The following is a 21,652-nucleotide window of genomic DNA, read 5'->3' as shown; positions in this document are numbered from 1 at the left end:
CCCCCCAGCTTAAAAAACTCCTTTTTTTCCTGGCAAAATAGCTCGAGGTTGATCGATACTTAATCCTTCTAACAACCATCGAACCTGTTGGTTCGTTAAGGTTCGAACTTCGTCTTTCGTCCGAGGCCATTTTAACTTGCCGTTTTCTATCCGCTTATAACAGAGAAGAAAACCATCACCGTCCCAATAGAGAAGTTTGAAACGGTCTTGACGGTTCCCGCAAAATAAAAAAACGGCATCTTCGTAAAGCTCGAGTTGATACTCTTGTTGAATAAGACTGGCAAGACCATCAATTCCTTTTCGCAAATCTGTTTTTCCGCACACAATATAAATATGTTTGGTTTGAAGTAAATCATAAAGCATTGGACAACAGTTCTTTCAAAATAGCTTGAAGAATATAATTGTTAATACCGTTATAGATCAAAACTTCAGAACCATTCTCTCTTTTGATGCGCATCGCTAACTTGGCAGCCGCGGGTTTACCTTTTTCTGGTGCACTCTTTTCGTTTCCTAATTGGACAGGAACAATCTCATTTAATTTATACATAGAAAACCTCCAGACTTCTTGATAGCTCAAGTATATCTTGAGGTGCATTTGTTAGTAAGGTACTGTTCTATGGGGCGCTTACTATATAACTTTTATCTAAGATGGAAAAAGGGATTAATAAATTATAATATCAAAATTCTTACAAACATTTTTAGATAGTTTTGCTAAGTATACGGTGGACAATCGTTATCAACCGCAAATCAAATCCCCTCAATTCTCCCCCATACGCAATGCATAGGCGTCAAGCAGAATTCTCGCGATGATCTGGAGAGGCAAGCGTGAACGTACTTCATAATTAGGGAAATACGAACCTTCTGATTTGAAACCTACGAGATTTATCTCGCAATAATCTTTGAGTGTAGAGGAATGATTGGCTGTAACTAGAATCGAACCAATCTCTGCATCATAGCAATTCTTTGCGGCGGCGACGAGTTCTTTTGTCTCGCCGTTCAAAGAAACAAAAATAACGCTGTCTTTCTTAGTTAGTTTCCGACTGATGCTTTTGATGATTTCTGGATCAGCATGCATTTGACAATTTTTCCCTGTTAATTGAAGTTTTACGAGCATCTCTTGACCAATCATTTCTGAAAATCCTCGTGCAAAGACAAAAACCCGGTCAGCAAATTTGATTCTTTGTATTGCATCTTCAATGTTCCCGATTTCCAACATATTGATTGTACGTACCACTTCTTGTTCATTTTTTAGAATGGCTCGACGGATACCTTTGTCTACTTTATCTAAGAAAGAAAAATTGATGTTCTTGTTTTCTCCTTCTTTTAGATGGTGCTTAAACGAAGTAAATCCTTCATAGCCTTTCTTTTTCATTGTCCGCACAATGGTGGCTGTTGAGACATTTGCTTGTTCACTTAGTTTCACGATGGAGTAGTTAGGGATCTCTAGGATGTGGTGTTCGATAAAGTTCCAGAGGTACTGTTCTGTTTCACTTAATTTGTGATCCATATTCTTTCCTTCTTTCACTAAAAGTTAGTTAAAAAATAGCACGAGGTGTTTATAAATGTAAAGGTTTTCTTTGTGTTGGAACGATTAAGAAAACATTTTCTCTTTCGCGTATTTCATAATAGAGTCAAGGAGGTCATTGGTTATGTCTATCTACACATGTACGATGAATTTGGCAATTGATCTATTTATTGAAACAGAGGAGATGCATCCTTTTATGGTAAACCGCACAAAAGAGGATGACATTCAGGCAAACGGAAAAGGGGTGAATGTGTCACTAGTATTAAAGATGCTAGATTACCCAAGTACAGCATTAGGTTTTTCTGCTGGTTTCACAGGAAAATATATAGAAGACTATTTACAGAAGAAACAAATCCAAACAGAGTTTATTGAAGTGCCTGGTATGACGCGTATCAATGTATTTACACAAGTCAATCAAACGAGAGAAGAATACAAATTAGTGAATCAAGGACCTGAAATACCGCAGGCAGCTGTCCATAATTTTTTAAATCAAATAAGAGCATTACAAGCAGAGGATTATCTTTGTGTTTCTGGGAGTTTACCAAGAGGGCTGTCTCCAAAGGTTTTAGTAGAAATCAGTCGGATTTGTCAGGAAAAGAGGATTTATTTGATTATTGATAGTAGTGATCAAGAAGTCATGGATTGTTTACCCTATCGACCGTTTTTGCTGAAACCAAATGAGGAAGAACTTTCTTCTTGGTTCGGACGAAAAATGGTTACAGATGAAGATTACTTTGTTTATGGACAACGACTAGTAGAGTCAGGTGCAGAAAATGTTTTGTTATCCCTCGGTGAGAAAGGAGCGATTCTTTTTACGAAAGACAGGGTGATTCGGGGAAACTCGCCAAAAGGAAAAGTCGTCAATACAGCATGTGCAGGTGATGCCATGTTAGGCACTTTTTTAGCAGGATACATGAATCGACGACCGCTTGATGAAACGTTACGTAAAAGCATAGCAGCAGGCAGCTCTACTGCTTTTCGTAAAGGACTGACTGATTTTTTGGATGTGGAGGAATTAAGTAAACAAATCAAAATCAAGGAAGAGAGGTTCGAAAGATGGGAAAATATCAACTAATTGCAGCAACCGGTTGTCCGACAGGAATTGCGCACACTTACATGGCGCAAGAGGCATTAGAGCAAGCAGCTAGGAAAAAAGGCATCACGATCAAAGTGGAGACCCATGGACAAATTGGGATCGAGAATGAATTAACGGTTGAAGAAATCAAACAGGCAGATGCTGTCATTATTGCCGCAGACAAAGATGTCCATTCAGAAAGATTTGCGGGAAAACGAGTCATTGATGTTTCTGTCAGTACAGGAATCAAAGATGCACAACGGCTGATTGACGAGGCATTGGCAGGAAAAGGGGCCATCTTAGCAGATAATGAAGCTGTTGATACTTTAGAATCAGAAACGATAAGTGGTGCTAATTTGGGTCGCAGCATCTATAAAAATTTGATGAATGGTGTCTCTCATATGTTGCCTTTCGTGGTAGCTGGCGGAGTATTGATTGCTATTTCATTTGCCGTTTGGGGAATCTATTCTTTTGATCCAGACCATGCACAATACAATGCTACAGCGGCGATGTTAAAAACGGTTGGCGATGCAGCAATGGGGATGATGGTTCCAGTTTTAGCAGCTTATATTGCAGAAGGAATCGCGAAACGTCCAGGGTTAGTCGTTGGATTTGTTGGTGGAATCGTGGCCATGAATGGCGGTACTGGATTTTTAGGAGGTATTTTAGCTGGCTTCTTAGCAGGTTATTTTGTCTTATTTTTGCAAAAGCTACTGACAATTTTACCTAAACAACTAGATGGCTTGAAGGCAATCTTCTTATATCCAGTTATTGGTGTAGCGTTTATTGGCATCGTAATGTCTTTGTTGGCGGGTCCAATGAAGGCTATAAATGAAGGAATGATGAGCTTTTTAGCTGGATTTGAACATTCGAATCCACTTGTTCTTGGCGTGATTGTTGGTTGCATGTGTGCGTTTGATATGGGGGGACCGATTAATAAGGCGGCATATGTAACAGGTACAGCTCTTTTGGCACAAGGAAACACCACTTTTATGGCTGGCGTGTCAGCAGCTTGCATTGCACCACCGTTGATTACTGGTTTTGCAACTTTATTGTTTGGTAAATATTTTGAGACTAATGATCGTAATGCAGGTTTGGTTAATTTTATTTTAGGATCAACTCATATTACGGAGGGAGCTATTCCGTTTGCTGCGAAAGACCCGATCCGAGTATTACCAACGATGATGTTAGGCTCATCAATTGCTGCTGTCTTGACCTATCTGTTTGGTGTCCAAGTACCAGCCCCACATGGCGGTTTTTTAGTGTTACCTGTAGTGACGGGAAAAATCCAATGGGTTACAGCGATTCTTATTGGTTCGATCGTTGGTGGAGTGATACTAGGTTTGATCCAAAAGAAAAGAGTAACTGATAAAGACAAGAAGAGGGATAATAAAGCAGCAAATCGTACAGTTATCGAAGAAGGAAGAGCAGGAGGCTTATCATGACAATCATTCATGAAGAGAACATTTTTTTACAACAGCCATTAGATAGTCAAGAAGAAGCATTTAAGTTTTTAGCAAAGCAAACATTCTGTTTAGGAATCACTCATGACGAAAAAGAAGTATATCAAAAACTTCTAGAAAGAGAAAAAGAAGGTACTACAGGAATAATGTCAGGTTTTGCTATCCCTCATGCGAAGTCTCAAACAATCAACGAACCTAGTTTGATTATCGTCACACTGAACAAAGGAATTGAATGGAACAGTTTAGATAGACAGTCAGTTGATTTTATTTTTGCGTTATTTATCCCAGATTCAGAAGCAGGAACGACTCATTTGAAATTATTGTCTCTCGTTGCACGATCATTGATGCGAAAAGAGGTTACAGAACAGTTGAGAGCAGCAAAATCAAAAATAGAAATAGCTACAATATTAACTAAAGAAATAGGTGAAGATATATGAAGAAAATGAGTATAGAAAAACAGGAACGTTTGAAGCGATTGACGGATGAAGCTGGAATTATTAGCGCGCTAGCTATCGACCAACGTGGTGCTTTGAAGAAAATGATCAACCAATATAAAGAAGCTACATCAGAAGATATCATCCAATTTAAACAGATGGTTTCTCAGTACCTGACTCCGTATGCTTCCGCTATTTTACTCGATCCAGAATATGGTCTGCCTGCAGCAGCGCTTCGAGAGAAAGAATGTGGTTTGTTGCTAGCTTATGAAAAAACCGGCTATGATGCGAAAATGCCAGGCCGACTACCAGATTTACTGAATAGTTGGTCAGTGAAAAGGTTAAAAGAAGTGGGTGCGGATGCTTGTAAATTTTTATTGTACTATGACGTTGATGAACCAGTAGAGATTAATGTGCAAAAACAAATAGTTATAGAACGGATTGGTTCAGAATGCGAAGCAGAAGGCATACCTTTCTTTTTAGAGCTCCTTTCTTACGATGCAACTATTGGCGATCCGTCTTCTCTTGACTATGCAAAAGTAAAACCGCATAAAGTGATTGAAGCCATGCGAGAATTTTCAAAAGAACGTTATCAAGTGGATGTATTGAAAGTAGAAGTACCAGTGAATATGAGATTTGTGGAAGGGTATGGGCAAGATACTTGTTATAGTCAAGCAGAGGCATCCGCGTATTTCTATGAACAATCGAAAGTGACTGAACAACCGTTTATTTTTTTAAGTGCGGGAGTCAGCGCTGCACTATTTCAAGATACATTGCGTTTTGCAAAACAATCAGGTTCGACATTCAATGGTGTCTTATGTGGGCGAGCAACATGGGCGAAGGGAGTAGTACCTTTTGTTACCGAAGGCGAAGAAAAAGCGAGTAGTTGGATGTTAGAAGAAGGAAAACAAAATATTAAAGAATTAAGTACACTATTAGAAGAAACAGCAACACCTGTCTACGTTGATAGATAAGAAAAAGTTGTTTCTTCATAAAAAGATGCTGCTGCAATTAGATAGCGATCAATCGATGATTCAAATTAAACATTCACTTAAATAAAAATATCGACCAGATTTCTTTTTCAAAAATCTTGGTCGATATTTTTAATTGCTAAAACTGTTAATGAATTTTTATTACACTCTTATTTACTATCTACTTCCGCTTCTGTTGCTTTCCTGCATTGCGGCCTTTGTTGTTTGTACTGTTTTTCGGTTGCTTGATTTGTTTGGTTGCTTGTTTGCTGTCAGCTGGTTTAGCTGATTCTGTCACATCTTTTCTTGGAGTGACGACTTGTTTTGGTGGGTTTTGTTTCAACTCTTCTGCCACTTGTGCTTTCAAACGTGGTTTCATCATAACGTTTGTGATGAATGTTTGCAGACAGCTGAACACACCACCGACTACCCAGTAAAGTGTAACACCGGCTGGCGCACTGATCGACATGAAGACGATCATAGCAGGAGAGACGATCAGCATCGTACGCATCGTCTTTTTCTGTTCTTCAGGAATACCGATCGTTGAGATGTATCCTTGAAGCAGATAAGCGACCCCTGCAATGACAACAAGTACCATACTTGGTGAGCCTAAATCGATGCCGTAGAAAGATGATTCCCGAATACCTTCTGTATAACGTGCCGTAAAGTACAAGGCAGAGAAGATCGGCATTTGGATCAATAGAGGCAGACAGCCGATTCCGCCGGTCATACTCAATCCGTTTTCGCGGTATACTTGCTGCATTTCTGCTTGTGCTGCCATTTGTTCTTCACGTGTTGTTGCAGCTTTCAATTTTTGTTGGGCTGCTTCAACTTGTGGTTTTAACGCTTGCATTTTTTCAGATTGGATCATTGTTTTTTTCGATTGACTAATACCTAGTGGCAAGATGATGATACGGACGATCACAGTCATTGCAATAACTGCCCAGCCATAAGACCAATTGAAATTTTCAACTAGATATGTAATCGCTTGGCCCATAGGATGGACGAGTACTCGATAAACGATTCCCGAAGTGTCAGGGTTTCCGTTTGAATCCATCCGCACACAGCCAGATAAAAAGAGCAGGATACTGACAAGTCCGGATCCCAATAACCAGTTTTTCCATTTATTCATAGAATACTTCCTCTTCTATAATTTTTACACAAACTTAACTATACTAAAAAAGCGCATGGAATTCAATCAACTTCATAGAAATTTCATATAAATATTCGTTCTTTTACGTAGCGAAAAATTTTGAAAAAAAGACAAAAAATCAAGAAAGAAATACTAGGAAAAAGTAGAATGATTCCAAGTGTTTCTTTCTTACTTTAATAAACTAAAAACTTTTTTTCTGCCCGAAAAAGCGGAGTCAAATGAACTCACTGCAAGTGATAGATCAGCTTTTTCACTGCTGTCCTTAATTTTTGAGGCAAAGCGCCTCAAGAATAACCTTATCGACGGTGTTCAAAAGTCAGTTTCTCGGTATTAACAAAATATGAGAAGCTATTTTGAAAATGTTTCTCCTTAATACTCGAGGCAAAGCGCCTCAAAAACAACCTTATCGACGGTGTTCAAAAGCTTGCATCTACGGCATTAAGTCCAGCCTGTTGAAAAATATGGAGAGCTATTTTTCACAACCTGTCCTTAATGCTTGATGCAGACCAGCTTTTTCACAACCTTATCCCACCACATCAAATTTCTTTCGTTCCTCAATCATCGGGTCTTCTTGGACATCCACATACTGCACTCGTCCACTTGGGCTCGGTGATTTCTTGACTTCTTCAATAAATTTCTGGATGATGTCGTCATTGCCGATTGCTTCGATTGTGACTGAGCCGTCGTCTTCGTTTTTTACCGTTCCAGTCACGCCTAGTTGATCAGCGACCATCTTGGTCATGTAGCGAAATCCTACGCCTTGGACGCGTCCTTGGACGTTCATTTTAACTTTGCGCATGTTCGTCACCTTTCTTTCCTATTTTATAAATTAATGATACCGATTTTTTTAGGATGAAACAAGCTCAAGCACCTATTCCATGATATAATCATGGGGAGGTGAGGAATGTGAAAGAGATCCAATCAGCAAAAAATCCAAGAATCAAAGAATTAAAAAAACTACATAAAAAGAAATATCGGGAAGAAAAGGAAGAATATCTTTTGGAAGGGTTCCATCTGATTGAAGAAGCTGCGTCGTCTGATGCAGAAATAAAAGAACTTTTTGTGACACAGCGAGGCATGAAAGAATGGGGAGACTGGCTGGCCGCAAACAAAGAGATTTCTACTTTTCTAGTTTCGGATGAGGTCATGGATGCTGTATCGGATCTACCTACACCACAAGGAATCTTAGCAGTGATGGCGTTAACGGCTGAAGGCACGCCAGATTTTTCAGGAGGATGGCTGTTATTAGATAATGTACAAGATCCTGGAAATGTAGGGACGATGATCCGTACGGCAGATGCATTTGATATGGCTGGTGTTTTATTAGGCAAAGGAACGGCAGATATTTATAGTACAAAGGTGCTGCGCAGCATGCAGGGAAGCAATTATCATTTGCCTGTGTTGCAAAAAGATTTGACAGAAGTGATTCCTTTAATGAAAGACAAAGGGTTTACAGTGTATGGCACAGAATTAAATGAAGAAGCACACGCATTAGACAAAGTAGAAAAATCAGATAACTTCGCAATAATCATGGGGAACGAAGGTCAGGGGGTAAGTCAGGAAATCTTGTCTTTGACTGATCAGAACGTATATATCCCGATGAAAGGAAATGCGGAATCGTTGAATGTTGGGGTTGCGGCAGGGATTGTTCTTTATCATTTTTCTTTATGATTAAGGAACTATTAAGCTTTGGCTATTTTATCCAAGGCGACTAGAATAATCCGAACACTGGTGGTATACTTAGATCAATTTCAGAAGAAAATGAAATTCAAAAAGGTGGCAGATCGATAATTATGACAGAAAAATGGCGTGAAGACGAAGAATATATGTCTTATGTAGAAGATCTTTTAGAAACAGAAGCAGTGAAAAAATTAGCGAATTACACACAGCATGTTCATTCCACTCGTTTGGAGCATTCCATCAGTGTTTCTTACTATAGTTATCTGCTCGCAAAAAAATGGGGTGGCAATGCTAAAGCAACAGCGCGTGCTGGACTTTTGCACGATCTGTTCTACTATGATTGGCGTACGACGAAATTTGATGAAGGCACACATGCGTATATCCATCCAAGAATCGCTGTAAAGAATGCAGAAAAGATCACCGAATTGTCGGATCTTGAGCGAGATATCATTTTGAAGCACATGTGGGGCGCAACGATTGCACCGCCTAAGTACAAAGAAGGATATATCGTAACATTCGTAGACAAATACTGCGCAGTCAAAGAAGCCGCTCAGCCTATGTCAGCAAGTATGCGTAAGAGATGGCAACGTTACTTCGGAAAAGAATCCTCGATTTAACAGGTAAAACCAATAATAGACCATATTGAGGTTGTGACAGAAGTGGGTCAGCTTCAAGAAATAAGAAGGAATTTACGAAAATTGCTTCTCAAATTTTTGTGAAATTCCGGCTTATTTTTCGAAGAAGCTACTTCTGGAACACCGTTTGTTTGTAGAAAGGGACTTTGACACGACTTTTGTCACAGTCCTTTTTCTGTTTGCAGTTGACTATCTGCTCAAGATACGGTTTACTTTTATTTATCGAATGAATCATGTACATAGAAGAATGAACATTAAAGGGGGTGATGATAAGATGCAAAACGTATCTTATTTAAAAGAGTCCGGGATCTTCAGGTAACACATACTTTGCAGAAGATCACTTTTTTCTACAAAGTATGCACTTTGGTTAGAAGAAAGGACTTTAAAATCATGGAACAAACAATGAAACCATATCAATATTTTTTTATAAAAAGAGAAGTAGAGCAGTTATTAAATGCGTACTCATCTGTCAATGACTCAAAAACGGTACAAACGGTTCAGGCTCTAGCAGCTGAAAAGATTCGCGATGTATTAGGTTACGAACCACCAGAAATCGATACGTTTTTAACGACAGTTTTAGACGTAAAACTGACAAAAACGCAAGCAGAACGAGCATTGGAGGAGCTGAAGCAAATCGTCCAGCCGTTTATGCAGCCGAGCAAACCACAAATCGAGAAATTATTCCGAAAAGTGAAAAAACTCAAACAACCCGCTTGGAATGAAATCGACTTGCAAGCACATACGTACATCGGTTGGAATGATCCAGGGACGCAAAAAAAATTCATGGTTTATTACGAAGATGGAAAATTAAAAGGGATCAGCGGTACTTTATCACCAACGATTAATAAGGGAATCTGTGCGATCTGTCAGAAAACATCGAATGTCTCGCTCTTTCTTTCTACAACGAAAGCCGGTTCTGATGGCACGTATACGAAAAAGGGGAATTATATTTGTCATGATAGTGATCAATGTAATCAACAGTTAACGAAATTGGCTCCTTTCTATGAATTTGCTGAACGTGTAAAGAAAGAACGATAATTTTATTGTTTTTTACAGAAAAATATGCTATCTTTTAATGGAAGTGAATAGGTGATGGTGTTCGCCTTTAAATGCTAACGTAAGATAGCTAATGACGCCTACTAAAGTCTGGGGCCAGCCCCTTTCTTTAGTAGGCGTTTTTTTATTTGAGGAGGAATTTTTTATGGAAAAACAATTACCGAGTCCAGTGCGTATTTTGATGTACATGTTGAAGTGGCTGGTGGTCACAGCGATTCTCGGAGTATTCATGGGGAGCTTGTCTGCTTTTTTCTTAAATAGCCTGACGTTCGTGACAGATATCCGACTAGCACATCCTTGGCTACTTTATCTATTGCCAGTCAGCGGCGCGCTTTTTGCTTATCTTTATGCGTATCATGGCGGTCTTTCTAGTCGTGGGAATAACTTAGTGATCGATCAAGGGAATGGAGGAGAAGAGAAGATCCCTTTGCGGCTCATTCCATTGACCTTGTTTGGGACCATCACTACCCATTTATTTGGGGGATCTGTTGGTCGTGAAGGAACAGCAGTTCAAATGGGGGGAGCATTAGCTGATAATATAGCGCATTTATTCCGATTGGATAAAGCAGAACGGGAGATTTTGGTTATCAGTGGAATCAGTGCGGGTTTTAGTTCTGTATTTGGCACACCTTTAGCTGGAACATTATTTGGATTAGAAGTGTTGGCAATCGGTAAAGTCCGAACAGAAGCAATATTTCCTAGCTTCTTTGCTGCGCTTTTTGCAAATTTCATGACAGAAAGCTATGGTGTTTCTCATCTACATTACCAAATGGGTGTGATTCCTGAATGGAGTATGTTGCTGTTCTTCAAAGTTTTTGTTGCTGGGATTGCTTTTGGTTTGATTGGTTGGGTATTCAGCCGTTCGATCGTCTTTTTAAAAGCGCGGTATGCGCAATGGATTCCTCATCCTGTTTGGCGAAATACGATAGGTGGAGCAGTAGTTGTAGCCGCAGCGTTGATTTTGCAAACACAACGTTACCTTGGGTTGAGTCTTCCGTTACTGCAGGAATCATTTAATGGACAGGCACATGCTTATGATTTTATTGGGAAATTATTCTTCACGGTCTTGTCTTTAGGTGCGGGGTACCAAGGGGGAGAAGTGACACCACTATTTGAGATTGGTGCAACGCTTGGCGCAGTACTAGCGCCTTTGCTCCATGTTTCTGTTCCTTTTCTTGCTGGATTAGGTTTTATCGGGGTATTTTCTGGTGCGACAAATACACCGATTGCCTGTTTTGTGATGGGAATCGAATTGTTTGGTTCACAAGCTGCTGTTTACTTCTTTATGATCTGCTTGATCAGCTTTATGTGTTCAGGAAACAGCGGTATTTATTCTGCACAGCAAGTAGCCGTCAAAAAAGGAATACTATTCTTGCCAATCGTCAAGAGAATAAAAGAAAAAACCAAGGTGTGACATATGTTTTGTCACACCTTGGTTTTTTAGAAAAGTAAAGTGATCAGTGATAAGAGTGCGGAACCTGCGAAAAGCAATCCGCAAATGATCATATGTCTTTTTTTGTTCATCATCAAGATGGCGATGTATTCTCTTAAAAACGCGTTAGGCAAGTAATAGAAAGCTGTTTTTGCCCCAATGCCATTTGCCTTCAGTTTCGCTTGTCGTGCATAGAGACCAGCTCTGAAAATGTGGTAATTGTTGGAACTGAAGATCGCGCGATAGGGCCCTTTCATTTGCTGATCCATGATTTCCTTTGAATAGCGCATATTCTCCAAAGTGGTTGTCGAATTGGTTTCGACAAGAATATCTCTTTCAGGAATTCCTTGTTCCATGGCATATTGTTTCATCGCCATTGCTTCTGGTACTTTTTCGTCTGCTCCCTGTCCACCCGACATTAATAGGATAGGCGGATTTAATGTCGCACGGCTTTGTGCCCAATAAAAAGCAATCGCCTTATTGATTCGCTTGGCAAGAAGAGGAGAAACTGTTTCTCCATTGATCAACCCGGCGCCTAACACAACGATGAAGTCTTGGTTGTATCGAGGGCGGTTGAACTGATACAAGAATGAGACAGTCAAAAAGTTGTAGAATACGATAAATAGATAGATCAAGATCAATGGGATGCAGAAAAACAAAGCATTTATCCATTGTGGTAAATATTTTAACAAGAAAAAGTCAAAAACAAGAAACAATGTAAGAAAAATGGCTAATATCAACGTTAAAAGATTAGCTAATGAATGCGACTCTCTACGTAAAACTGTGACACCGTTCCAAAAAAGAAAAACGATCAATCCATAAATGCCGAATAGAAAGACAAGCAGTAACGGGATCGTGATCAAGGCAATCAGTCCGCCAAGAAAAATATTTTGTGTTTCGTATAGCAAGACAAACAAGTAGATACCAAAACTAATGAGGAAAACATTGAATAAAAGACCATTCAGCAGCCTTCGCTTTTCTGAAAAATAGGAAAAGGCAAAGATACTGAAAAACACTAAGGGAATCAAAAAATAAAAGGTCGAATAAAAAATTTCCAACACGACAAAATAAGTCAAGATTACCGCAAATGTCCACGTACTGCTGTAAAAGAACAAGGAAGGATCCTTTTTCTGTTTTCGCCAATAAACGATGGAGAATACCCCAATAAGATAGAGAACCAAAAAAATCAGATCTCTGGTTAGATTCATAAATTCAACTCCTTTTTCTTATACAGTATAACGAAAATAGATGAAAAAAGCTGTTATTTAAACTAGAAAAAGCAAAAAAACATCTTCCACATGGAAAGATGCTTTTTTCTTTTTGTTCAATTAAAACAAGTTACCGAAAAATTCTGCGACGCGTCGCCAGCCAATAACGAAAATATTTGCTTTTTCTACGGTTTTATCCGTGATGATTTCTGTGGATGGCGCGTTGTTGTCTTCTAGATAACCTAATTTATCTTCTGCCAAGGTGATCGTTGCGGTACCGATTTTTGTTCCTTTATCCATAGGTGCTTGGATCTCATTGTCAGTGACTTGTTTTTTGTCAAGAGTTGGTGTGATTGTTAATTTTCCAGTATCCATATCGTTCCGTACCCATACTTTTACAGGACTTTTAAGCACAACGGGCACTGTTGATTCTTTCCCGTCTTTTACATCAATGGTTTTTAGACTAGGGATACTTGCATTGGCTTTTCCAAGCTCTTTTTCTGACCAATTGTCGTAGCAATAATCCATTAAGCGAGCTGTTTCATTGAAACGGGCACTTGGGTTTTCCGCATGGCCGTCTGCATTCAATACGACAGTGATGATTCGTTGATCGTTTTTAGTGATCGTACCGACGAAACAGGCTCCTGCAAGTTCAGTCGTACCAGTTTTTAATCCGTCCACGCCTTCTTTATAATTCACGAATCCTGGGAGCATCCAGTTCCAGTTGACCATTTCTACTGGTGATTGCGTGTTTTCGCCAAACATTTGTGTCGTAGTGCTAGATACATCCAGTATTTCTGGAAAATCCAAGATCAAATGACGGGCAACGATAGCCACATCTTGAGCAGACATTTGATTTTCGTCGTTTTCTCCAGTACCTTCTGGTCGGTTTTCGCCAAGATAAGAGTTATTCAGTCCTGATGCATTAACGATCGTTGCATCTTTGATACCCCAATCTTTCAATTGTTCTTTCATTCGTTCAGTGAATTTTGCTTCGCTGCCAGAGATTTTTTCTGCCAAGGCAACCATTGAAGCGTTGGCTGACTGGATGATTGCAGAGTCGAATAATTCTTTAACGGTGTAGGTGTTTTCTTTATGCAAAGGAACATTTGATAAATCTGGGGTGACACTCAAATTTTCTGCATAATCTGAAATTGAAACTTTATCATCCCATGATAGTTTCCCTTCTTTTACTTGATCAAGGACGATGTAAAGACCGATGATTTTTGTGATTGAAGCGATCCCCATGGTTTTTTCTCCATCTTGATCATAAAGAATCTTGCCGCTTTGCGCATCTACAGCAAAGGCTGCTTTTGCATTTACTTTGAAAGTATCTTCAGCTTGCACAGCAACAGATGGTAGAAAAGAAGCAAGGCAAAGAATGAGACTAGCCAATAATAGGACTAGACGTGTTTTTTTTATGGACATATCCGATCTCCTTGTATTTAATTTGTTTCGCTACAAATTAAAATTTTATCAGAGAGGGAAGAGAGTTTCAATGTTTCTGAAAAAAACTTTAGGATAAGAACGCGCGTTATGAAAAGGTTAGCGGTCATTTTTTCGTACTTTTATAGGAACAGGCTGTGTTTCCGCCTCTAATAAGCGGGAAGCGCTGAAAGCAAACAAGCTGATGATACTTAATAAACTAAAAATCATAATCAAATGCATAAGGTCCACCTCTTTTATTCTTTTTCTTAGTCTAACAGCCTTTCATGAAGAATAGTTGAAGACTATACCCAAATAATTGAGGAAATTATGAAGATAACTTAAAAAAATTGCAAAATACCCAACTAAAGAAACCGTTTTATTTTTTTAGATACGTTTTATTGTATGGAAAAATAGTGTTGTGGTAGACTTTAGATAGACACAAAGGAATGATTTTTTTAGGAGGGGTACGTTTATGGCAAAAAAGGATAAAGAACTACTGTCACAATTGACTTCAGAAGGCGCTAAAGGACCGTTCGTCACGATCATGCTGAATACGCATGTCGCACATCAAGATGTGGAAAAAGATCAAATCAAATTCAAAAATTTTGCAAAAGAAGCAAAGAAACGTTTTGAAAAAAAATATTCCGAGCATGACTGGTCCCCGTTCCAAGAAAAAATTGAAAATTTGTTAGGAGATCCTTCGTTTTGGCGTAGTGCAACTACGAGTGTAGCGGTCATTATAACTGCTGATCAAACCTATATACATCGTTTGAGTATCCCGGTAGACGATCAATATTATGTAAGTGATCTTCCTTATTTACTGGCCATTATCAAAAATGGACAGTTCAACTATTCCTATTATCTGTTGGGATTGAACCGCGACTCCATGAAATTGTATGAAGTCAGCAACAAACAAGTAAAAGAAGTGTCTCTACCAGAAGGGGCACCGGTCGATGTTGTTACTGCATTGGGATCTGAACTGACAGGTGGCGGTTTGAACTTCTCTTCTAATGGAGGAGGCGGTGCCCGAGATGGCGTTACTTTCCATGGCGTGAATCCAAAAGATGAAGAAGTAGAGATCGATTGGGTCAACTATTACCAAGCAGTTGATACGTACTTGAAGGATTCTTTCGAAAATCCTGAACAATGGCCGATTTATTTATTCGCTCTACCAGAAAATCAGACGATGTTCAAAAAAATCGCCAAAAATCCTTACTATTGTGCAGACGTTGCGATTTCTGCTTCTCCAGCACAACTATCCTTTAGAGATATCGAAGAAGGAGCGAAGAAGCTGTCAAGTGAACTAGCAGCCCAAGAATCAAAAGAGTACAATAAACTTTTAGATAAGAAATTCATCGATCAGTTAGTTGATATCGTTCCAGCTGCGAAAGAAGGAAAAGTATCCCATTTGTTTATCGCTACGTCAAACTTAGCTGATGGTTTCGGAGAAGATCCTGAAACAGAATATGATCGGCGTCAAGTGCTGAATGCTTTGGCAGACGATGTGATTATTAATGGTGGGAAAGTGTTTATTTTGGATCAAAAAGATGCGCCAGATGAAAAGAGTCTGACAGCGATTCTTCGTTATTAAAGAGGTTGTGAAATCAGTGTTTTTATCTGAGTATTAGAGAGAAAAAGCTGTTCTGCATCAAGAATAAGAAGAGATTTACGAAAATTATTTCTCAAATTTTTGTGAAATTTCGGCTTATTTCCGAAGAAGTTACTTCTGGAACATCGTTTATCAAGAGGTCGTGACATCGTCACGACCTCTTTTTTGACGATTATGATACAAAAAACACCATTTATGAATGAAATGCAAATAACGGTCGTTCTTGAGATATGATTTTAATTGGGAAAAACTTATCGATAAGGAGATCTTTATGAAAAAAAGACTGTTATGGTGTTTGCTGTCTCTATCCCTAAGTTTAACAAGTCAACCAGTTTTTGCAGAAGAAACACAGCGTTCTCTAAGCACAGGCGCACGTATGTACAAAAATATTTATGCGCAGACATCAGCGTTTGATTCTGCGTTCCCTGAAACAGAAGAACGGGCTTTGCAGCCAAGGTTTGGTTATTTTTGGTATTGTCCGTCATGTGATTACGAAAGTTGCTGGCATTTCTTCCATTCAACAGCTGCAGCTTTTGCTGTTACCCATGCTCAGAAATATGATGGGCATCATCCTGTCATTTATGAGGTATAGGTATGAACAAAAAAGAAAAATTAATCTCGTTGATCGTATTGGTTTGTCTTGTTCTTCTGGTCACTGTCATAGGCTATCAGAAATACCATGAGAACATCAGACCTACTAAAGAGTCTTCCCCATCCTCAACCGTTGAAACAGAAACAATAAATAGTCAGATAGAATAATTTTTTAGTTTAAAGAGGTGCAATGGATCGAAAGAGGGGTATCTGAACAATAGAACGTTTGTCATTAAGAAAGTTCGGTTTTTCACTTGATGTAATCGCTGAGAAAACATTTTTTTATAAAAAAATATCGAAAAACTCTAGCGTTTTTGTAAACGGTATGATATACTGTAGAAGTAGTTTTTGTTCGGTAATCTGTGGTAGCTTGTTTCAAATAAACATCTTCCAGATATACACCATTCAAGTAATTGCAAAATATGTGTTGAAACACAAGGAGGATTTTTATTATGGAAACAGGTACAGTAAAATGGTTTAACTCAGAAAAAGGATTTGGATTCATCACTGCAGAAAACGGAAACGATGTATTCGTTCATTTCTCAGCTATCCAAGGCGACGGATTCAAAACTTTAGAAGAAGGCCAAGCAGTAACTTTCGACGTTGAAGAAGGTCAACGCGGACCTCAAGCAACAAACGTTACTAAAGCTTAATTTACCTATATTAAAAATAAAAGTCCAGACATTTATGTGTCTGGGCTTTTTTGTCTTTTTTTCCTTAAAAAGCGATGAGAGTATTTTTCTGCACTTTGTAGTATAATTTCAAAAGAACATTAGAGGCAGGAGAAGAGGAAGATATTTTGAAACCAAGAACTTATGCAGTCGTTGATATCGAGACGACTGGGACGAATCCAAAAGAAGATCGGATCATCCAATTTGGCTGCGTCATGATTGAAGCTGGTCGGATCACTTCACGTTTTTCGATCGATATTCATCCAGGGCGGAAGATTTCAAAACAAATCCAGCATTTAACAGGGATCACGAATCAACGCGTCCAAAAAGCGCCTTATTTTGAAGATGTCGCCCAAACGATTTACAATCTTTTGGCAGACACCATATTTGTCGCGCATAATATTTATTTTGATTATAATTTTTTGAACCATGAACTCATGCGATGCGGACTTCCTAGTTTGAAGATACCGGGCATCGATACCGTAGAACTTGCACAAATTTTCTTGCCGACGGAACCAAGTTTTCGCTTAGCTGATTTGTCAGAAAGCCTTGGCTTTATTCATGAGAATCCTCATCAGGCGGATAGTGATGCCGAAGTGACAGGTCAGCTTCTTTTACTAATCGAAGAACGAATGAGGAAATTGCCGATCATCACATTAGAGCAGATTGCACGATTAAGTAGCCATACAGGAATGGATACGAGTCGTTTCATTTACCACGTGCTTGAAGAAATGAAAGAAAACCCGGAGCCCCTTGATCTCTCATTAGAAATCATCGATGGGCTAGCTTTGCAGAAAAAAGAAGTGGAACTATTCACATCCGTCCATTATGGCGAGCGGACATATCCAAGAAAAAAACAAGCAAAAGAAAAAATGTTTGGTAAAACACTGATGTATCGAAAAGAACAGAACAGGCTGATGAATGCTGTCTACGACCATTTCACAAAAGATGAATCAAAAGATTTGATGATCGAAGCAGCTACAGGAATGGGCAAAACGATTGGTTATCTGTTGCCTTTGAGTTATTTGGCTACACCTGAAAAACCAGCTGTCATCAGCACCGTTTCGCTTGTTTTGCAGCAGCAGATCATGGAAAAAGACATTCCATTACTGAATCAATTACTAGAACAGCCGATACAACCTGTGATTATCAAAAGCTATCGCCACTATATTGATTTACAGCGTTTTAAAGGTACACTTGTGGAACCGCCGGGACAAAAACAATATGCTTTGTACCAAATGGCTGTCTTAGTATGGCTAACACAAACGAAGACCGGTGATTTGGATGAATTACATTTAACTAATCTGAACCATGCATTCTTTGCAGATGTCGCGCACAGAGGCACCGGGTTTTTAGCAAGGAATCAGTCGTTTTACAAACAAGACTTTGTGCGTTTCTTGCAAAAGAAAATCAAACAAAGCAATTTTTTGATTGTCAACCATGCATTTTTAGTACAAGAAACACAGCGAAAAGAACCATTGCTTCCAGCTAGTCCTTATTTGTTGATTGATGAAGTGCATCATTTGCCGGAAATTGCTGAAAAAGTAAATGACAAACGACTAAGTATTAACTACTTCCATAAACAAATCCAGCAGTTGGAAGAGCCGAATCAGTTATTTGACCGCATACAAAGTTATTTGCCGAAGGAACATGAAGCCTTACGCTGGTTGTCGATTTATCGAGAAGAACTCTCTGCGCTATGCGAAGCGCAGATTTGCGTGGCAGAGGGATTAATGAACTTAGTAAGCAGCAAGCAACCTAACGGACAATATCCAGAAGAAGTCATGATGACAAAAGAAATGTTGGATCAGCTGCCACTGGAATCTGGGACAGCAATGGATCACCTGCAACTTTTTTATCAAGAGATCCAACAACTACAATCACAAATGCGCTTGACTTTTGAGATTATCCAAGAAAGTTGGACTAACCAGATGCGGATCGATTTAGCAAGTTTATATAGCTTATTTGATCAATTAGACAAGCAATACTTGCTGATGGACCAATGGCTAGAAGATTGGCGAGATCATTTGATCCATTGGTTCGTTCCTGGGAATACAGCACAGCAGATGATTTTTCATCTCCATGATTTTCAAGCAGCTATGTTGCCGTCCACTGTGTGGTATCCACGATATGACCATATTCTTTATATTGGAGGAACGCTGAAGATCGGACCTAATCGACAGTATCTCTCTAAACGACTGGGCATTGAAGCAGCACCTCTTAAAGTGATTGCTTCTCCTTATGATTACGAGAAACAGGCAAGAATCTATGTGCCGAAAGAAGCACCTGCAGTCCATCAAGTCAGCAATCAAGCATATATCGATTATTTAGAAGCAGCACTCACAGGATTGATTGAACAAGAAGATCGGCCGATCCTTGTTTTATTCACTTCTCATGATGTTTTGCAAAAGGTATATCAGAAAATGCATTTGTCTATGCTAGAAAAAGGACGTGAAATTCTTGCTCAAGGATTTGGCGGAAGTCGGGAAAAACTTTTGAAACGCTTCATTTTGTCAGAAAAAAGCGTCTTATTTGGTGCTGACAGCTTTTGGGAAGGTGTAGATTTACCTGGAGATGCTTTACAGATTGTTGTAGTCACACGTTTACCCTTCGACAACCCGTTACGTCCCATGGTCAAAGCTAGGAATGCTTATCTGGAATCAGAGGGGATCAATCCTTTTTATCAGGAATCCGTGCCTAAAGCAGCTTTGAAGTTACGCCAAGCATTAGGTCGTTTGATAAGGACGGAGACAGATCGTGGCGTATTACTTATTTTGGATCGGAGATTAGTCACTGCAAAATATGGTGCACGAATCATCCATGCATTACCGAAAAAAGTACCGATAAAAGAGCTAGCTATGGATGAAATCTATCAGGATCTCCATGAATTCTTAAAGAAAAATGAAGAAGGAAGTTAAAGGTGCCGTCTTTTTTCATCATTAAAATCTGCTATAATGAAAAGGAATGAAGATAAAGGAGCGACGACCCTTGAAGAAAAAACAGACAAAGGAAAAAACGATTAATCGCGTGTTGCTTGGCTTGATCGTGTTTTTATTAGCGGTCATCGTGATCAGCTCGATTTTTTACTTGCGTTCTAGTCGTCCGGCGGTCCAGGCGAAAAAAGAAGCAGTAGAAATCGCAAAGAAATATGCAAATCTCGAGGAAGCTGATCATTTTTACTGGTTTACTCGAAAGAAAACGTACTTTTCATTGACGGGTACGAATGATAAAGGAAAAGAAATCGCCGTTATCATTCCTAAATCTGGTGAAAAAGTAAAAGTATTGGATCAAACGAAGGGGTTGACTGAAAACGAAGCGAAACAAACAATTGCTACAGCTCATCCTGAAATCCAAATCGAAAAAGCAGCATTAGGAATGTACGATGATCAGCCTGTATGGGAAGTAGTAGGAAAAGAAACAAATGGAAAATTGAATTATTACCTGATTGGTTTTGAATCAGGAGATGAAGTCAAGACAATCAAGGGAATTTAATAGGTAAAGGAATGAATGGGATGGAGTTATCAAAAAGAACGAAACGATTAGAACCATCTGTTACTTTGGCAGCTGCGGCAAAAGCCAAGGCGTTAAAAGCAAAAGGAAGAGATGTGCTGAGTTTGACTGTGGGAGAACCGGATTTTGCGACACCAGAAAACATCCAAGAAGCAGCAATCGAAGCAATCCGTAACGGAAAAGCTAGCTATTATACACCAACAGCAGGAATCCCAGAACTTCGACAGGCGATCGTTGATTATCTGAAGAAAAACGATGGACTTGTCTATGAATCTTCACAAACGGTCGTAACAGATGGCGCGAAATTTGCTTTGTATACACTTTTTCAAACAATTCTGGACCCGCAAGATGAAGTCATCATTCCTGTGCCTTATTGGGTCAGTTACGGCGAGCAAGTGAAACTGGCAGAAGGCCTGCCTGTCTTTGTGAAAGGGAAAGAATCTAATAACTGGAAAGTCACTGTTGAACAGTTAGAACAAGCACGTTCAGGAAAAACAAAAGCCGTGATCATCAATTCGCCATCGAATCCGACTGGAATGATTTATAGCAAGAATGAACTGCAGGCAATTGGTGAATGGGCAGTAAAAAATGATATTTTGATAGTTGCTGATGATATTTATGGTCGTTTAGTTTATAATGGCAATGAGTTTACTCCAATTGCAACGATTTCAGAAGCAATCAAAAATCAGACCATCATCATAAATGGCGTGTCTAAGACCTATGCGATGACAGGCTGGCGCATCGGTTATGCGGTTGGGAATCCTGAAATTATCAATGGGATGATCGCTGTTGCTTCCCAATCAACTAGCAATCCGACCGCAGTCAGTCAATATGCAGCTGTTGAAGCATTGAAAGGTGAGCAAGATACAGTAGAAGAAATGCGGAACGCCTTTGAAGAACGCCTGAATACGTTATATCCGCTTGTGGCAGAACTACCAGGTGTTTCTCTTGAAAAGCCGCAAGGAGCTTTTTATCTTTTTCCTAATGTAAAAGAAACGCTACGCATGTGTAAGTATGAAAATGTCACACAATGGGTAGAAGATCTTTTAGAAGAAACAGGGGTAGCACTTGTGACTGGCGAAGGATTTGGGGCACCAGAGAATGTCCGCATGAGTTATGCGACTGATCGGGCTACGTTAGAAGAAGCGGTACGCAGAATCAAGCAATTTATTGAGAGTAAAAGTCAAAATTAATCCTGAAGAAATTCAAGG

Annotated in this window: 22 protein-coding genes and 1 riboswitch; of the genes, 14 read left to right on the top strand and 8 right to left on the bottom strand. The window is 39.3% G+C overall.

Annotated features, from left to right (window positions below; translation table 11 throughout):
• Positions 1 to 9 precede the first annotated feature (9 nt).
• The 3 genes from tnpB to OZZ83_RS10875 form a co-directional block, all read right to left on the bottom strand.
• A complete protein-coding gene (gene tnpB / locus OZZ83_RS10885) occupies positions 10 to 363 on the bottom strand; it encodes an IS66 family insertion sequence element accessory protein TnpB (RefSeq protein ID WP_002287659.1) in 354 nt (117 codons plus the stop codon).
• A complete protein-coding gene (locus OZZ83_RS10880; RefSeq protein WP_002285758.1) occupies positions 353 to 547 on the bottom strand; it encodes a hypothetical protein in 195 nt (64 codons plus the stop codon). The genes tnpB and OZZ83_RS10880 overlap by 11 nt, the downstream gene beginning before the upstream one ends.
• 210 nt (positions 548 to 757) lie before the next feature.
• Positions 758 to 1,507, bottom strand: coding sequence for a MurR/RpiR family transcriptional regulator (locus tag OZZ83_RS10875; RefSeq protein WP_278023752.1), 750 nt, complete (start codon positions 1,505 to 1,507; stop codon positions 758 to 760).
• A 142-nt stretch (positions 1,508 to 1,649) separates the two neighbouring features.
• Between OZZ83_RS10875 and pfkB the strand changes: the two genes are divergently transcribed.
• Genes pfkB through lacD form a run of 4 tightly spaced genes read left to right on the top strand, consistent with a single transcriptional unit; the run spans position 1,650 to position 5,471 of the window.
• Positions 1,650 to 2,600 carry a 1-phosphofructokinase gene (gene pfkB / locus OZZ83_RS10870; RefSeq protein WP_278023754.1) on the top strand — a complete coding sequence of 317 codons (951 nt, stop codon included), beginning with the start codon at positions 1,650 to 1,652 and terminating at the stop codon, positions 2,598 to 2,600.
• Positions 2,582 to 4,045: a PTS fructose transporter subunit IIC gene (locus OZZ83_RS10865; protein ID WP_223602265.1), complete on the top strand. Its 1,464-nt coding sequence runs from the start codon at positions 2,582 to 2,584 to the stop codon at positions 4,043 to 4,045. Before pfkB ends, OZZ83_RS10865 begins: the two co-directional genes overlap by 19 nt.
• Positions 4,042 to 4,500: a fructose PTS transporter subunit IIA gene (locus OZZ83_RS10860; RefSeq protein WP_278023756.1), complete on the top strand. Its 459-nt coding sequence runs from the start codon at positions 4,042 to 4,044 to the stop codon at positions 4,498 to 4,500. Before OZZ83_RS10865 ends, OZZ83_RS10860 begins: the two co-directional genes overlap by 4 nt.
• A complete protein-coding gene (gene lacD, locus OZZ83_RS10855) occupies positions 4,497 to 5,471 on the top strand; it encodes a tagatose-bisphosphate aldolase (protein ID WP_010777201.1) in 975 nt (324 codons plus the stop codon). Before OZZ83_RS10860 ends, lacD begins: the two co-directional genes overlap by 4 nt.
• Positions 5,472 to 5,649: 178 nt before the next feature.
• On the opposite strand, the gene yidC is transcribed toward lacD, so the two are convergent.
• Positions 5,650 to 6,600: a membrane protein insertase YidC gene (gene yidC / locus OZZ83_RS10850; protein ID WP_002334837.1), complete on the bottom strand. Its 951-nt coding sequence runs from the start codon at positions 6,598 to 6,600 to the stop codon at positions 5,650 to 5,652.
• 544 nt (positions 6,601 to 7,144) lie between these two features.
• A complete protein-coding gene (locus OZZ83_RS10845; RefSeq protein ID WP_002289551.1) occupies positions 7,145 to 7,420 on the bottom strand; it encodes an acylphosphatase in 276 nt (91 codons plus the stop codon).
• Between the two features lie 107 nt (positions 7,421 to 7,527).
• Between OZZ83_RS10845 and OZZ83_RS10840 the strand changes: the two genes are divergently transcribed.
• From OZZ83_RS10840 to OZZ83_RS10825, 4 genes are all read left to right on the top strand, one after another.
• Entirely contained in the window at positions 7,528 to 8,292 is a 765-nt protein-coding gene (locus tag OZZ83_RS10840; protein ID WP_002294889.1) for a TrmH family RNA methyltransferase, read from the top strand.
• A gap of 122 nt (positions 8,293 to 8,414) precedes the next feature.
• Positions 8,415 to 8,918, top strand: a complete 504-nt coding sequence (locus OZZ83_RS10835; RefSeq protein WP_002291751.1) for an HD domain-containing protein — start codon at positions 8,415 to 8,417, stop codon at positions 8,916 to 8,918.
• Positions 8,919 to 9,326: 408 nt separating this feature from the next.
• Positions 9,327 to 9,974, top strand: coding sequence for a FusB/FusC family EF-G-binding protein (locus OZZ83_RS10830; RefSeq protein WP_002336521.1), 648 nt, complete (start codon positions 9,327 to 9,329; stop codon positions 9,972 to 9,974).
• 41 nt (positions 9,975 to 10,015) lie between these two features.
• A riboswitch (Fluoride riboswitch) is annotated at positions 10,016 to 10,082 on the top strand.
• Between the two features lie 55 nt (positions 10,083 to 10,137).
• The gene (locus tag OZZ83_RS10825; protein WP_025478139.1) at positions 10,138 to 11,406 is read left to right on the top strand and encodes a voltage-gated chloride channel family protein; all 1,269 of its coding nucleotides are present in this window, start codon (positions 10,138 to 10,140) and stop codon (positions 11,404 to 11,406) included.
• A gap of 26 nt (positions 11,407 to 11,432) precedes the next feature.
• On the opposite strand, the gene OZZ83_RS10820 is transcribed toward OZZ83_RS10825, so the two are convergent.
• The 3 genes from OZZ83_RS10820 to OZZ83_RS10810 form a co-directional block, all read right to left on the bottom strand.
• Positions 11,433 to 12,632: a YdcF family protein gene (locus OZZ83_RS10820; protein ID WP_278023759.1), complete on the bottom strand. Its 1,200-nt coding sequence runs from the start codon at positions 12,630 to 12,632 to the stop codon at positions 11,433 to 11,435.
• 120 nt (positions 12,633 to 12,752) lie between these two features.
• On the bottom strand, positions 12,753 to 14,060 hold the full coding sequence (locus OZZ83_RS10815; RefSeq protein ID WP_002308679.1) for a serine hydrolase: 1,308 nt from the start codon (positions 14,058 to 14,060) through the stop codon (positions 12,753 to 12,755).
• A 117-nt stretch (positions 14,061 to 14,177) separates the two neighbouring features.
• Complete coding sequence (locus OZZ83_RS10810) at positions 14,178 to 14,300, bottom strand: hypothetical protein (RefSeq protein ID WP_002294875.1); 123 nt, start codon at positions 14,298 to 14,300, stop codon at positions 14,178 to 14,180.
• 232 nt (positions 14,301 to 14,532) lie between these two features.
• On the opposite strand from OZZ83_RS10810, the gene OZZ83_RS10805 reads away from it, so the two are divergent.
• From OZZ83_RS10805 to OZZ83_RS10780, 6 genes are all read left to right on the top strand, one after another.
• Entirely contained in the window at positions 14,533 to 15,651 is a 1,119-nt protein-coding gene (locus tag OZZ83_RS10805) for a baeRF6 domain-containing protein (protein ID WP_002294874.1), read from the top strand.
• Between the two features lie 289 nt (positions 15,652 to 15,940).
• Positions 15,941 to 16,261, top strand: coding sequence for a hypothetical protein (locus OZZ83_RS10800; RefSeq protein ID WP_002291761.1), 321 nt, complete (start codon positions 15,941 to 15,943; stop codon positions 16,259 to 16,261).
• Between the two features lie 451 nt (positions 16,262 to 16,712).
• Positions 16,713 to 16,913: a cold-shock protein gene (locus OZZ83_RS10795; protein ID WP_002288762.1), complete on the top strand. Its 201-nt coding sequence runs from the start codon at positions 16,713 to 16,715 to the stop codon at positions 16,911 to 16,913.
• Positions 16,914 to 17,059: 146 nt separating this feature from the next.
• The gene (locus OZZ83_RS10790; RefSeq protein WP_002308685.1) at positions 17,060 to 19,849 is read left to right on the top strand and encodes a helicase C-terminal domain-containing protein; all 2,790 of its coding nucleotides are present in this window, start codon (positions 17,060 to 17,062) and stop codon (positions 19,847 to 19,849) included.
• Between the two features lie 46 nt (positions 19,850 to 19,895).
• On the top strand, positions 19,896 to 20,423 hold the full coding sequence (locus OZZ83_RS10785; RefSeq protein ID WP_002316397.1) for a cell wall elongation regulator TseB-like domain-containing protein: 528 nt from the start codon (positions 19,896 to 19,898) through the stop codon (positions 20,421 to 20,423).
• Between the two features lie 20 nt (positions 20,424 to 20,443).
• Positions 20,444 to 21,634 carry a pyridoxal phosphate-dependent aminotransferase gene (locus OZZ83_RS10780; protein ID WP_002291769.1) on the top strand — a complete coding sequence of 397 codons (1,191 nt, stop codon included), beginning with the start codon at positions 20,444 to 20,446 and terminating at the stop codon, positions 21,632 to 21,634.
• The last annotated feature ends 18 nt before the right edge of the window (positions 21,635 to 21,652 follow it).

This window comes from Enterococcus sp. E5-162, assembly GCF_035725965.1.
Classification (GTDB): domain Bacteria; phylum Bacillota; class Bacilli; order Lactobacillales; family Enterococcaceae; genus Enterococcus_B; species Enterococcus_B lactis.
The sequence above is the reverse complement of the archived record's forward strand: the minus strand, read 5'-3'. Positions and strand labels throughout refer to the sequence as shown.

Coding starts and splice junctions, on each gene's coding strand:
- tnpB (WP_002287659.1), bottom strand. CDS start 363: ATGCTTTATGATTTACTTCAAACCAAACATATTTATATTGTGTGCGGA.
- OZZ83_RS10880 (WP_002285758.1), bottom strand. CDS start 547: ATGTATAAATTAAATGAGATTGTTCCTGTCCAATTAGGAAACGAAAAG.
- OZZ83_RS10875 (WP_278023752.1), bottom strand. CDS start 1,507: ATGGATCACAAATTAAGTGAAACAGAACAGTACCTCTGGAACTTTATC.
- pfkB (WP_278023754.1), top strand. CDS start 1,650: ATGTCTATCTACACATGTACGATGAATTTGGCAATTGATCTATTTATT.
- OZZ83_RS10865 (WP_223602265.1), top strand. CDS start 2,582: ATGGGAAAATATCAACTAATTGCAGCAACCGGTTGTCCGACAGGAATT.
- OZZ83_RS10860 (WP_278023756.1), top strand. CDS start 4,042: ATGACAATCATTCATGAAGAGAACATTTTTTTACAACAGCCATTAGAT.
- lacD (WP_010777201.1), top strand. CDS start 4,497: ATGAAGAAAATGAGTATAGAAAAACAGGAACGTTTGAAGCGATTGACG.
- yidC (WP_002334837.1), bottom strand. CDS start 6,600: ATGAATAAATGGAAAAACTGGTTATTGGGATCCGGACTTGTCAGTATC.
- OZZ83_RS10845 (WP_002289551.1), bottom strand. CDS start 7,420: ATGCGCAAAGTTAAAATGAACGTCCAAGGACGCGTCCAAGGCGTAGGA.
- OZZ83_RS10835 (WP_002291751.1), top strand. CDS start 8,415: ATGACAGAAAAATGGCGTGAAGACGAAGAATATATGTCTTATGTAGAA.
- OZZ83_RS10830 (WP_002336521.1), top strand. CDS start 9,327: ATGGAACAAACAATGAAACCATATCAATATTTTTTTATAAAAAGAGAA.
- OZZ83_RS10825 (WP_025478139.1), top strand. CDS start 10,138: ATGGAAAAACAATTACCGAGTCCAGTGCGTATTTTGATGTACATGTTG.
- OZZ83_RS10820 (WP_278023759.1), bottom strand. CDS start 12,632: ATGAATCTAACCAGAGATCTGATTTTTTTGGTTCTCTATCTTATTGGG.
- OZZ83_RS10815 (WP_002308679.1), bottom strand. CDS start 14,060: ATGTCCATAAAAAAAACACGTCTAGTCCTATTATTGGCTAGTCTCATT.
- OZZ83_RS10810 (WP_002294875.1), bottom strand. CDS start 14,300: ATGCATTTGATTATGATTTTTAGTTTATTAAGTATCATCAGCTTGTTT.
- OZZ83_RS10805 (WP_002294874.1), top strand. CDS start 14,533: ATGGCAAAAAAGGATAAAGAACTACTGTCACAATTGACTTCAGAAGGC.
- OZZ83_RS10800 (WP_002291761.1), top strand. CDS start 15,941: ATGAAAAAAAGACTGTTATGGTGTTTGCTGTCTCTATCCCTAAGTTTA.
- OZZ83_RS10795 (WP_002288762.1), top strand. CDS start 16,713: ATGGAAACAGGTACAGTAAAATGGTTTAACTCAGAAAAAGGATTTGGA.
- OZZ83_RS10785 (WP_002316397.1), top strand. CDS start 19,896: ATGAAGATAAAGGAGCGACGACCCTTGAAGAAAAAACAGACAAAGGAA.
- OZZ83_RS10780 (WP_002291769.1), top strand. CDS start 20,444: ATGGAGTTATCAAAAAGAACGAAACGATTAGAACCATCTGTTACTTTG.